This is a genomic window from Caballeronia glebae, assembly GCF_001545035.1.
Taxonomy (GTDB): domain Bacteria; phylum Pseudomonadota; class Gammaproteobacteria; order Burkholderiales; family Burkholderiaceae; genus Caballeronia; species Caballeronia glebae.
Window position 1 is genome coordinate 1 of sequence record NZ_FCOJ02000039.1, and the last position, 12,363, is coordinate 12,363.

Here is a 12,363-nt window from a genome sequence, read left to right on the forward strand (position 1 = left end):
CATCCGATCGGCGCGTCGGGCTGCCGGATTCTCGTCACGCTGCTGCACGAAATGCAAAAGCGCGATGCGAAGAAGGGCCTGGCGTCGCTGTGCATCGGCGGCGGCATGGGTGTCGCGCTGGCGGTGGAACGTCCGTAAGTCACTGGCGGGATTGGGAAGGGACAGCGGGCGGTAAGGAGATCGCCGTCCGCATAACGAAAATGGAGTGAGGAATGGCGAAGCGTATAGCGTATGTAACCGGCGGGATGGGCGGCATCGGCACGAGCATTTGCCAGCGTCTGCTCAAGGATGGCTTCACGGTCGTCGCGGGCTGCGGCCCGAATTCGCCACGCCGTGTGAAATGGCTGGAAGACCAGAAAGCGCTCGGCTTCGACTTCATCGCCTCGGAAGGCAACGTCGGCGACTGGGAATCGACCAAGAACGCGTTCGACAAGGTCAAGTCCGAAGTTGGCGAGGTCGACATCCTCGTGAACAATGCGGGTATCACGCGCGACGTCGTGTTCCGCAAGATGACGCACGAAGACTGGACGGCCGTCATCGAAACGAACCTGACGAGCCTCTTCAACGTGACGAAGCAGGTCATCGACGGCATGGTCGAGCGCGGCTTTGGCCGGATCATCAACATTTCGTCGGTGAACGGGCAGAAGGGCCAGTTCGGCCAGACCAACTACTCGACCGCCAAGGCCGGCATTCACGGCTTCACGATGGCGCTCGCGCAGGAAGTGGCGACCAAGGGCGTGACGGTCAACACGGTGTCTCCGGGCTATATCGGCACGGACATGGTGAAGGCGATCCGTCCGGAAGTGCTGGAGAAGATCGTCGCGACGATTCCGGTGCGGCGTCTGGGAACGCCCGACGAAATCGGCTCGATCTGCGCCTGGCTCGCGTCCGACGAATCGGGCTTCTCGACCGGCGCGGACTTCTCGCTCAACGGCGGCTTGCATATGGGCTGACGGGCGGCGGCCTCCCGCGACGCTCACGGCGCGCGGGAGGCCGCTACTCGCCGGATAGATCAACGATGCGGCGAACATGCAGCAGCGCTTTTTTGCGACAACGCAAGACATGCTTGCTGCGATCGCAGTAAAGTTTTGCGTTTAAAGGCGTTAAATGACCACCACTACTACTACAAAGAAAGCCGCCGAACGACTTATCAAGAAGTATCCGAACCGTCGGCTGTACGACACGGAAACGAGCACTTACATCACGTTGTCGGATGTGAAGCAGCTCGTGCTCGATCAGGAAGACTTCAAGGTGCTCGACGCGAAGTCCAGCGACGACCTCACGCGCAGCATCCTTCTGCAGATCATTCTGGAGGAAGAGAGCGGCGGTTTGCCGATGTTCTCGTCGGTGATGCTTTCGCAGATCATCCGTTTCTACGGCCATGCGATGCAGGGCATGATGGGCACGTATCTGGAGAAGAACATCCAGGCGTTCATCGACATCCAGCAGAAGCTGACCGATCAGAGCAAGGGTATGTACGACGGCAACGCGCTCAATCCGGAAGTCTGGTCGCAGTTCATGAACATGCAGGCGCCGATGATGCAGGGCATGATGACGAGCTACATCGAGCAGTCGAAAAACATGTTCGTGCAGATGCAGGAGCAGATGCAAACGCAGGCGAAGTCGATGTTCAATACATTCCCGTTCCCGACACCCACGCCTCCTGCGCCGGAGAAGAAGTAGGCGGATCGAGCATACGGGCGGGCGCCGGTAGCGGTGCCTGCGGCATCTTGCGGAAGTGCTAATTGGTGCCGCCAGAGAACCGCAGCGCGAAATGACCGGCGCGCGGGCGTGTCGGGCAGCGCTTCCAACGCTCCGGGGTAAAATGGTGGATTCGCTTGGGCGCTGCCCGCCCGGCGCTCACTACACCGTGTCTCCCCGTGAAAAATTCTTTAGATTCAATCGCCAAGACGACTCCCGCGCCGAAAATCGGCATGGTGTCGCTGGGCTGCCCGAAAGCGCTCGTCGATTCCGAGCAGATCATGACCCAGCTTCGCGCCGAAGGTTACGAAATCTCCGGCACCTATGACGGCGCGGATCTGGTGGTCGTCAACACGTGCGGCTTCATCGACGAAGCCGTGCAGGAAAGCCTCGACGCCATCGGCGAGGCGCTCTCCGAAAACGGCAAGGTCATCGTGACCGGCTGCCTCGGCGCGAAAAAGAGCGCGAGCGGCTCGGGCCTCATCGAGGAAGTGCATCCGAAAGTGCTCGCCGTCACCGGCCCGCACGCGACCAACGAAGTCATGAACGCGGTGCATGCGCATCTGCCGAGGCCGCACGATCCGTTCACCGATCTCGTGCCGCCCGCCGGCATCAAGCTCACGCCGCGCCACTATGCGTACCTGAAGATTTCGGAAGGCTGCAACCATCGCTGCACGTTCTGCATCATTCCGTCGATGCGCGGCGATCTCGTTTCGCGCCCGGTCGCCGAAGTCATGCTGGAAGCCGAAAATCTCTTCAAATCCGGCGTGAAGGAGCTGCTCGTGATCTCGCAGGACACGAGCGCTTACGGCGTCGACGTGAAGTACCGCACGGGCTTCTGGAACGGCAAGCCGCTCAAGACGCGCATGACCGATCTCGTCGGCGCGCTCGGCGAACTCGCCGCGCAGTACGGCGCGTGGGTGCGCCTGCATTACGTGTATCCGTATCCGAGCGTCGATGAAGTCATCCCGATGATGGCCGAAGGACCGCTGCGCGGCCACGTGCTGCCATATCTCGATGTGCCGTTCCAGCACGCGCATCCCGACGTGCTGAAGCGCATGAAGCGCCCGGCCAACGCGGAAAAGGTGCTCGAACGTGTCAGGACATGGCGCGAAATCTGTCCCGATCTGACGATCCGCAGCACGTTCATCGCGGGTTTTCCGGGCGAGACGGAAGAGCAGTTCCAGACGCTCCTGGATTTCCTGAAGGAAGCGGATCTGGATCGCGTCGGCTGCTTCGCGTATTCGCCGGTGGAAGGCGCGAGCGCCAACGAACTCGACGGCGCATTGCCCGACGAAGTACGCGAGGAACGCCGCGCGCGCTTCATGGAACTTGCGGAAGAACTGTCCGCGAAGCGCATGAAGAAGAAGGTCGGCAAGACGCTGAAGGTGCTCGTCGATGAACTGAGCGCCGAAGGCGGTGTCGGTCGGACGGCGGCGGATGCGCCGGAAATCGATGGCGTCGTGTACATCGCGCCGGCGACGAAGGCATCGAAGCGCTACAAGGCCGGCGACTTCGTGTCGGTGAAGATCACCGGCGCCGATGGCCACGATCTTTGGGGCGAGGTGTAACCCATGCCACAAACGCCGCAGGTTCTCGCGCTCGGCGAGGCCATGATCGAGTTCAATCAGTCGACGCGCGATCAGCCGAATTATCTGCAAGGCTTCGGCGGCGACGTCTCTAACTTCCTGATCGCGGCATCGCGCCAGGGCGCGTCGACGGGCTTCGTGTCCGCGGTCGGCAACGATCACTTCGGGCAATTGCTGCTCGATCTCTGGCGCGCGGAAAACGTCGATACATCGACGGTCCGCGTCGATCACGATGCGCCCACGGGCGTCTATTTCGTGTCGCACGGCGAGAACGGGCATCGCTTCGACTATTTGCGCGCGGGCTCGGCGGCGAGCCGCTACGCACCGTCCGATCTGCCGCTCGACGCGATCGCCGCCGCGAAGGTCGTGCATTTGTCGGGCATCAGTCTCGCGATCGGCGTGAGCGCGTGCGATGCCGCGCTCGCCGCGATCGATCATGCGCGCACGCACGGCGTCAAAGTCAGCTTCGACACGAACCTGCGCCTGAAGCTGTGGCCGCTCGCGCGCGCCCGCGCGGTGATGCTCGAAGCGATCCGCGCGACCGACATCTGTCTGCCGAGCTGGGACGACGTTACGCTGCTCACCGGCCACGAAGACAAAGACGCCATCGTCGACGCGCTGCTGCAACTCGGCCCGAAGGTCGTCGCGCTCAAGCTCGGCAAAGAGGGCGCGTATATCGCGACGCCCGACGAGCGGCGCGTCGTTCCGGGCCGCGTCGTGCAGGCGGTCGATGCGACCGGCGCGGGCGATTGCTTCGGCGGCGCGTTCATCGCGCGCATCGTGGCAGGCGACGATCCTTTCGCGGCGGCGCGCTATGCGAATGTCGCGGCGGCTTTGTCGACGCAAGGCTTCGGCGCCGTGGCGCCGATCCCGACGAAGGCGACGGTCGAGCGCGCGCTCGCGCAATGACACGTTAATCCATCAACGAACACAAACGGCGGAGACGACATCATGCAACGTGAAGTGGTGGTGGTAAGCGGCGTGCGCACGGCAATCGGCGATTTCGGCGGCTCGCTGAAGGACTTCGGCCCGACCGATCTCGGCGCGCGCGTCGTGCGCGAGGCGCTGTCCCGCGCGAGCGTCGCGGGCGACGAAGTCGGTCACGTCGTGTTCGGCAACGTTGTGCATACCGAGCCGCGCGACATGTATCTCGCACGCGTCGCCGCGCTCGACGGCGGCGTCACTCAGCACGCGCCCGCGCTCACGGTGAACCGGCTGTGCGGCTCGGGCCTGCAGGCGATCGTGTCCGCGTCGCAATCGATTCTGCTCGGCGATACCGACGTCGCCATCGGCGGCGGCGCGGAAAGCATGAGCCGCGCGGCGTATATCATGCCCGCCGCGCGCTTCGGTCAGCGCATGGGCGACACGCGCATCGTCGACATGATGGTCGGCGCGCTGAACGATCCGTTCGACAAGATCCACATGGGCGTGACGGCCGAAAACGTCGCGGCCAAATTCGGCATCACGCGCGAGATGCAGGACGCGCTCGCGCTCGAATCGCATCGGCGTGCGGCGAAGGCGATCGAAGCCGGCTACTTCAAGGAACAGATTCTGCCGATCACGCTCGCCTCGAAGAAAGGCGACACCGTGTTCGACCGCGACGAGCACGTGCGCATGAACGCGACGGCGGAAGACTTCGCCAAGCTGAGGCCCGTCTTCGCGAAGGAAAACGGCACGGTGACGGCGGGCAACGCGTCGGGCATCAACGATGCAGCGGCGGCCGTCGTGCTGATGGAGCGTGGCGCGGCCGAGAAGCGCGGCGCGAAACCGCTCGCGCGCCTCGTCGCTTACGCGCACGCGGGCGTCGATCCGAAGATCATGGGCATCGGCCCGGTTCCCGCGACGCAGAAGGTGCTGGAGCGCGCGGGCCTCACCGTCGACGATCTCGATGTCATTGAAGCAAACGAGGCGTTCGCCGCTCAGGCGTGCGCCGTGTCGCAGGAGTTGAAGCTCGATCCCGCGAAGGTCAATCCGAACGGCTCGGGCATTTCGCTCGGGCATCCGATCGGCGCGACCGGCGCGGTCATCACCGTGAAGGCGCTGTACGAGCTGCAGCGCATCGGCGGGCGTTACGCGCTCGTGACGATGTGCATCGGCGGCGGGCAGGGTATCGCGGCGATTTTCGAGCGTATTTGAAGGACTGAGGGATGACGCAAAGTATGAAAGGGTCGCGGATCGCCGCGGCCTTGATGTTGTCGGCCGCGCTCGTTGCGCTGGCAGGCTGCAATTCGCCGATGCCGGCCGGCTCGACCGGCGTTTTATCACCCGATCAGCGCGAGCCAGCCGGCGCCGACGCGCACGGCGCGAAGGCGGCCATCAAGGAACTCGCGCTGCCTGCGCCGAAACCGCTCACGCCGAATCCGGAGTACGCGCGCTTTCCGCGCTACATCGGCACGCTCGGCGACAGGCAGATCGAGATGAAGATCGGCGCAAAAACCGACGAGCCGTCCGGCGTACACGGCGAATACAAGTTTGCCGGCAGCCCGAACGTGATTCTCGTCGCGGGCGATCGCGACGGCGACACGCTCGAAATCGAGGAATCGAACGACGGCACGCACATCACGGGCAACTGGGTCGGCAAGTTCGCGGCGGACGGCAGCGTGTCAGGCGAGCGCATGGACCCGGACGATTCGAACGGACAGCCCTTCGATCTGCGTCCGGCGGTGGCGGGCGTCAAGTTGCCCGCGACGGGCACGGCCAAGGCGCCGCCCGCGCCGTCGCTGGAACCTGCGCCTCCCGCGCCGCCGAAGAACGCGGTGGGCGGCACGAACAACGTCATCATCGGCGAATAGCCGGTCTTCCCTACGCGCCGCCGGTGTTTCCGGCGGCGCGCTCTTCTTTATTTCGCCTCACATCGACGTCATGACCGATTCCAACAACAACGCTCCCGAGCGCGATCTGCAAACCCGCATCGTCCAGCCGGAGGACCGCATCACGCCCGGCTTCGAGTCGTTCTCGGTGCCGGTGGCGCGCGCATCGACGGTCGTGTTTCCCGATCTCGCGACGATGCGCTCGCTCGTCTGGAGCGACGATTCGAAGTGGCGCTACGGTCTGCACGGCACGCCGACGACCATCGCGCTCGCGCAGCGTCTTGCCGCGATCGAGGGCGGCGAATACGCGCTCTTGCAGCCGTCCGGACTCGCGGCGATCTCCAACGTCTACTTCGGCCTGATGAAGGCAGGCGATCACGTGCTGGTGCCCGACAACGCGTACGGGCCGAATCGCGATCACGCCGACTGGCTGGTCGAGGACTTCGGTCTCGAAGTGACTTACTACGATCCGATGACCGGCGCGGGCATCGCCGATTCGATTCGTCCGAACACGAAGCTGATCTGGCTCGAAGCGCCCGGCTCGGTGACGATGGAAGTGCAGGACGTGCCGGCGATCGTCGCCGTCGCGCGCGCGAAGGGCATCGTCACGGCGATCGACAACACGTACTCCGCAGGCCTCACGTTCAAGCCGTTCGAGCATGGCGTCGACATCTCCGTGCAGGCGCTGACGAAATATCAGTCGGGCGGCAGCGACATTCTGATGGGCGCGACCATCACGCGCGACGCGCAGTTGCACAAGAAGCTGAAGCGCGCGCGCATGCGCATGGGAATCGGCGTGTCGGCAGACGATGCGTCGCTCGTGCTGCGCAGCCTTGCGTCGATGAAAGCGCGTTACGAAGCGCACGACCGCACCGCGTACGCGCTCGCGCAATGGCTCAAGACGCGCCCGGAGGTGACGGCGGTGTTGCATCCGGCGTTCGCGGATTGTCCGGGTCACGCGTTCTATGCGCGCGATTTCAAGGGCGGCGCGGGCGGCCTGTTCTCGATCGTGTTCGATGGCCGTTACACGGCCGCTCAAGTCGATGCATTCGTCGAAGCGCTCGACCTGTTCTCGATCGGCTGGAGCTGGGGCGGCGCGCACAGCCTCGCGATGCCGTACGACATTCGCTCGATGCGCACCGCATCGCAATGGCCGCACGAAGGCGTGCTGGTGCGCTTTTACATCGGCCTGGAAGCAGAAGCGGACTTGCGCGCGGATCTGGAAGCTGCGCTCGTCAAGGCGCTCGGCTGAACGGCAAACGGCGCCGCAACGGCGCCGTTCTCACGTCGATCAGAACAGGCGCAACAACCCGTCGAGCCCGACGAAATTGAACGCGACGCTCGCCGACTGCCGCACGACCGGCTTCGCGCGAAACGCCACCGACAAACCCGCTTCCGCCATCATCTTCAGATCGTTCGAGCCGTCGCCCATCGCGATGGCGCGCTTCGGATCGATGCCGATTTGCGCGCATGTCTCGACGAGCGTGCGCGCCTTCACGTCCGCATTCACGATTTCGCCGACCACTTTGCCGGTCAGCTTGCCATCGACGATTTCGAGCGTGTTCGCGCGCGTGTAATCGAGGCCGAGGCGCGCTTTCAGACGCTCGGTGAAGAACGTGAAGCCGCCCGACACGAGCAGCGTCTTGAGGCCGGCCGCGCGCGCGCCTTCGAGCATGCGTTCCGCGCCCGGAGAAAGCTGCAGGCGCTCTTCATAGACGCGTTCAAGCGCGCTCGCGTCGAGACCCTTCAGCAGCGCGACACGGCGCGTGAGGCTTTCGTTGAAGTCCTTGATCTCGCCGCGCATCGACGCTTCCGTGATCGCCGCGACCTCGGCCTTCAGCCCGCAGAAATCGGCAATTTCGTCGATGCATTCGATCGTGATGAGCGTCGAATCCATGTCCATCGCGACGAGGCCGAAATCGGCGAGCTTCGCGCCCGCCTCGACGTAGGCGTAATCGAGCGCATGCGCGCCGCAATACGCGTCGATATCGGGGCGTTGCAGCGGATCGGCGTCGGTGAGACGCAGCAGCGTGTCGTCGATGCGATGCGTTTCTTGCGAGCGCGCGAGCGCCGCGAGCGGCCGCACATGCGAGTCGGAAATCGGGGCGGGGCTTTGAATGACGAGATTCATCGGAGGCGAAAGCGCGTAAGGGCGGAAAGTAAGAACGGAAGCCGACATTGTAAAGAAGCTTCAGCGCTGCACGCGCGCCGGATCGACATCCCAGTAAGGCGGCTCGCCGAACTGAGCCGCGAGAAACTCGATGAACGCGAGCGTCTTCGGCGGCACGAACGCGCGGCTCGGATACACGGCCCAGATCGCGACGGTTTGCGCGAGCGGGTAATCGTCGAGCAGGGTGACGAGTTCGCCGCTCGCGAGCAGCGGCGCGACGCTCCACGTCGATTTCAGCCCAATGCCGATGCCCGCCGCGAGCGCATCGCGGATCACTTCGCCGTTATCCGTCACGATTCGCCCGGACACGCGCACGTCGATCACGCCGGCCGGCGTGACGAAACTCCAGTCGCGCTGATCGGCGAGGATCACGCATTCGTGGTCCGCGAGATCGGCGGGATGGCGCGGCGTGCCGTGTTCCGCGAGATACGCGGGCGAAGCGCACAGCACGCGCCGGTTGCTCGCTAGCTTTTTCGCGACGAGCGTCGAATCCTTCAGCGCGCCGATACGGATCGCGAGGTCGATGCCTTCATCGACGAGATCGACGACCTGATCGGTCATTCGCAGATCGAGCGTCACGCCGGGAAACTGGCGCAAAAACACGGGTATCAGCGGCGAGATGTGCTGCCGGCCGAGCGAGGAGGGCATCGTCACGCGTAGCCGCCCGTGCGGATGCGCCCGCGCGCGCCCGACCGATGCGCGCGCGGCTTCGGCGGCGTCGAGCAGTTCGCGCGCGTGCGCCGCGAAAATCTCGCCTTCCTGCGTGACAGAGACGCGCCGCGTCGTGCGATGCAAAAGTCGCGCGCCGAGCATACGTTCCAGCCCGGCGATACGCGCGCTCGCGACCGCCGGCGACAACCCGAACTCCCGCGCCGCCGCGGACAGATTCGCCAGCGCCGCCGCACGCACGAAAAGACCGACGTCCAGCAGATCGAGCCGCTCGCGCGTCGCACCGTCCGACCAAGGATCGCTCGCCATTCGATGGATTTTCAGAAAAATGTTTCAGTGATTATGGTGGTTTTCGAAAGACCGGGCACGCTTTAACATCGAGGCCAGTCCGCACTAATCCACTCAAGACGGAGCAGAAAATGAAAGCCATTGGTCTGACGCGCTACCTTCCGATTTCCGATCCCGAGTCGCTTATCGATATCGAGATGACAAAGCCCACGCCCACCGGTCGCGATCTGCTCGTGAAGATCGAGGCGATCGCCGTCAATCCGGTCGACACAAAAGTACGCGCGCCGAAAGACAAGATCGAGGAAACGCCGCGCGTGCTCGGCTGGGACGCGGCGGGCGTCGTGGAAGCCGTGGGGCCGGACGTGACGCTCTTCAAGGCCGGCGATGCCGTCTACTATGCGGGCGACATCACGCGTCAGGGCGCGAACAGCGAGTTTCATCTGATCGACGAGCGCATCGTCGGCGCGAAACCGAAATCGCTCGATTTCACCTGCGCCGCCGCGCTGCCGCTCACGACGATCACCGCGTGGGAAGCGCTGTTCGAGCGGCTGGGCGTGTCGGCGCAAGGCGAGGACGCGGGCAAGTCGGTGCTGATCATCGGCGGGGCGGGCGGCGTGGGCTCGATCGGCATTCAGCTCGCCAAGCGTGTCGCGAAGCTTCAGGTGATCGCGACGGCATCGCGGCCCGAATCGGCGAAATGGGCCGAGGACCTCGGCGCGGATCACATCGTCAATCACTTCGAGGACATTCCGAAGCAGATGAAGGACATCGGCTTTGCGCAAGTCGATTACGTGCTGATCTTCAACGACACCGACAAGCATTTTCCCGCCGCCGCCGAAGTCATCAAGCCGCAAGGCGGCATCGCGACGATCGTCGAGAACGCGAAGCCCGTTGCGGTCGAATTGCTGAAATCGAAGAGCGCGGCGTTTCACTGGGAGTTCATGTTCACGCGCGCGATGTTCAAGACGCCCGACATGATCGAGCAACACAAGCTGCTTTCCGAAGTGGCGCGGCTGATCGACGCAGGTACGATCCGCACGACGCTAGGCAAGAATCTCGGCAAGATCGACGCGGCGAATCTGCGCGAGGCGCATCGCCTGCTGGAAGAAGGGCGCACCGTCGGCAAGCTCGTGTTGACCGGCTTCTGATGGTGTTTGACGAACGTCATTGACGTTGCGGCGCACACGGGTATTCCACTAGGATGAGCCAGCAAGCGGGGCGCTAGACTGAATCGGCCCTACAGCATGCTGGCGCTTCGCGGCGCCGGCCTTCCTTCAAAGCGCTCGATACGGAGGTGGCGGCATGAATCGTCGTTTGATCGTTCGTCGCATCGTTTCCGTCGCCGCGCTCGCGCTGTTCACAGCGACCGCCCACGCGACGCCAGGCATCAAGGTTCTCTCCGAAGCGCCCAATGACGGCCCCATCAAGTACACGGTGAAGATGGCGTCGAAGAATTTCGGCAACGAACAGGAAACGCGCACCATCCGCTCGGGCCAGACCGATGACTTCACGTGGCAGGGCACCGCGCCGAGCGGCGCGCAAGCGGTGCCGGACGGTTGTCCGCAGGCGGCGTCGGTGCCGAAGAGCGCGGACGGGCAGGCGGTGCGGCAGGTGCAGATCCGCTTCGCGCCGGTCGTCGCGGACAACGGCTCGGCGAACGTGCAGATCAGCTTTCGCGCCTACGCGCCGAAGGGCACGAGCAAGGTGACTGTGGGCGGCAAGAGCCTGCAATGTCCCGTCGATAATCGCTTCAGCCAGATCGTGCGCTTTTCCATGCCGACTTCCACTGGCTCCAAGAAAACCGTCACGCTCGATGACGGCACGCAGTTGACCGTCACCGCGAGCCGAAAATAATCGTCCGGCGCGCTGGCCTTGTCCGGCGCGTTTTTTTAAAGGCCGGCTATGCAACTAACGGTCTTTAATTGTGGGATCCGCAGACTGCTTGCTCCGGTTCACCGTCAGTAAAGCTTACAGATGGCGGGCGCGAAACGCGTCGCGATTAAACGCCATCCGCCCGACGCGGCTTGCATCCGCACGCTCGCGCCGCTTGGCACGCTTCGTGCGATTCTCGTCGATACCGCGCTGAAAACCGCGCGCATAAACGCTCGACGCACTATCCGAAGCGTATCCATCGATTCGATCCGAAAGCGAAGGTGCCGCGATGCCGCACATGATCTGGAAGGGCGCGATCAGCTTTGGGCTGGTCCACGTGCCCGTGCAACTCTATCCGGCGACGCAGTCGGAGAAGGTCGGCTTCAATCTGCTCGACAAGCGCTCAATGGATCCGATCGGCTACAAGCAGATCAACAAGAACACGGGCAAGGAAGTCACGCGCGACAACATCGTGCGCGGCTTCGAATACGAGAAGGGCAAGTACGTCGTGATGACCGACGCCGAGATTCGCGCGGCCAATCCGGAATCGACGCAGACGGTCGACATTCTCGCGTTCGTCGATGCACCCGAAATCTCGTTTCTCTCGCTCGATACGCCTTATTACCTCGCGCCCGACCGCAAAGGCGAAAAGGTCTACGCGCTCCTTCGCGATGCGCTCAAGGACACCGGCAAGGTCGGCATCGCGAGCGTCGTGCTGCACAACAAGCAGCATCTGGCAGCGCTCATTCCCGTCGGTCCCGCGCTTGCGCTCAACACGCTGCGCTGGGGCGACGAAGTGCGCGACTTCGGCCAGTTCAAGTTTCCGGACGAAGACACGAAGAAGGCCGGCGTCGCGCCGAAGGAACTGGAGATGGCCAAGCGCCTTATCGACGACATGAGCGACACGTGGGACCCGGCGAAGTATCACGACACCTTCAAGGACGACATCATGGCGCTCGTCGACCGGAAGGTGAAGGAAGGCAAGGTCGCCGAGGTGATGAAAATCGACGAGGGCGGCGAGGAGAAATCATCGGCCGACATTCTCGACTTGTCGGAACTGCTCAAGCGCAGTCTGAAGAAAGGCGGCGCGGCAAAACGCGGCGGCAAGGCCGCGCAATCCGGCGACGATTCGGGCGACTCGGGCGACGATTCAGGCGAAACAAGCGGCGAGGAACCCGCGCGTCCCGCGCGCAAGACGACGCGCCGCAAACGCGCATGAGCGCACGCGTCACGACCACGAGTCACGAGTCACGACTAGACGAAG

Annotated in this window: 12 protein-coding genes and 1 pseudogene; 11 read left to right on the forward strand and 2 right to left on the reverse strand. The window is 63.8% G+C overall.

Features of this window, described 5'->3' with window-relative positions; translation table 11 throughout:
- From AWB82_RS23740 to AWB82_RS23775, 8 genes and pseudogenes are all read left to right on the forward strand, one after another.
- Positions 1-138, forward strand: a pseudogene (locus AWB82_RS23740) (acetyl-CoA C-acetyltransferase); the annotation flags it as partial.
- Between the two features lie 74 nt (positions 139-212).
- A complete protein-coding gene (locus AWB82_RS23745) occupies positions 213-953 on the forward strand; it encodes a 3-ketoacyl-ACP reductase (RefSeq protein WP_086971577.1) in 741 nt (246 codons plus the stop codon).
- Positions 954-1,107: 154 nt separating this feature from the next.
- Positions 1,108-1,683, forward strand: coding sequence for a polyhydroxyalkanoate synthesis repressor PhaR (gene phaR, locus AWB82_RS23750; protein ID WP_086971579.1), 576 nt, complete (start codon positions 1,108-1,110; stop codon positions 1,681-1,683).
- Positions 1,684-1,880: 197 nt separating this feature from the next.
- Positions 1,881-3,272: a 30S ribosomal protein S12 methylthiotransferase RimO gene (gene rimO, locus AWB82_RS23755; RefSeq protein WP_086971581.1), complete on the forward strand. Its 1,392-nt coding sequence runs from the start codon at positions 1,881-1,883 to the stop codon at positions 3,270-3,272.
- A 3-nt stretch (positions 3,273-3,275) separates the two neighbouring features.
- The gene (locus AWB82_RS23760; protein WP_086971583.1) at positions 3,276-4,199 is read left to right on the forward strand and encodes a sugar kinase; all 924 of its coding nucleotides are present in this window, start codon (positions 3,276-3,278) and stop codon (positions 4,197-4,199) included.
- Positions 4,200-4,241: 42 nt separating this feature from the next.
- The gene (bktB, locus tag AWB82_RS23765) at positions 4,242-5,426 is read left to right on the forward strand and encodes a beta-ketothiolase BktB (RefSeq protein WP_086971585.1); all 1,185 of its coding nucleotides are present in this window, start codon (positions 4,242-4,244) and stop codon (positions 5,424-5,426) included.
- Positions 5,427-5,437: 11 nt separating this feature from the next.
- On the forward strand, positions 5,438-6,082 hold the full coding sequence (locus AWB82_RS23770) for a hypothetical protein (protein ID WP_086971587.1): 645 nt from the start codon (positions 5,438-5,440) through the stop codon (positions 6,080-6,082).
- 70 nt (positions 6,083-6,152) lie between these two features.
- The gene (locus AWB82_RS23775) at positions 6,153-7,352 is read left to right on the forward strand and encodes a cystathionine beta-lyase (protein WP_086971588.1); all 1,200 of its coding nucleotides are present in this window, start codon (positions 6,153-6,155) and stop codon (positions 7,350-7,352) included.
- A gap of 39 nt (positions 7,353-7,391) precedes the next feature.
- Here AWB82_RS23775 and serB read toward each other — a convergent pair whose 3' ends face one another.
- Positions 7,392-8,231, reverse strand: coding sequence for a phosphoserine phosphatase SerB (serB, locus tag AWB82_RS23780; protein ID WP_086971590.1), 840 nt, complete (start codon positions 8,229-8,231; stop codon positions 7,392-7,394).
- A 60-nt stretch (positions 8,232-8,291) separates the two neighbouring features.
- On the reverse strand, positions 8,292-9,248 hold the full coding sequence (locus AWB82_RS23785; protein ID WP_086971592.1) for a LysR family transcriptional regulator: 957 nt from the start codon (positions 9,246-9,248) through the stop codon (positions 8,292-8,294).
- A gap of 110 nt (positions 9,249-9,358) precedes the next feature.
- Between AWB82_RS23785 and AWB82_RS23790 the strand changes: the two genes are divergently transcribed.
- The 3 genes from AWB82_RS23790 (at position 9,359) to ku (ending at position 12,318) form a co-directional block, all read left to right on the forward strand.
- Positions 9,359-10,375, forward strand: a complete 1,017-nt coding sequence (locus AWB82_RS23790) for a zinc-binding alcohol dehydrogenase family protein (RefSeq protein ID WP_086971594.1) — start codon at positions 9,359-9,361, stop codon at positions 10,373-10,375.
- A gap of 154 nt (positions 10,376-10,529) precedes the next feature.
- Positions 10,530-11,081: a DUF6013 family protein gene (locus AWB82_RS23795; RefSeq protein WP_086971596.1), complete on the forward strand. Its 552-nt coding sequence runs from the start codon at positions 10,530-10,532 to the stop codon at positions 11,079-11,081.
- Between the two features lie 307 nt (positions 11,082-11,388).
- Positions 11,389-12,318, forward strand: coding sequence for a non-homologous end joining protein Ku (ku, locus tag AWB82_RS23800; protein ID WP_086971598.1), 930 nt, complete (start codon positions 11,389-11,391; stop codon positions 12,316-12,318).
- Positions 12,319-12,363 lie beyond the last annotated feature (45 nt).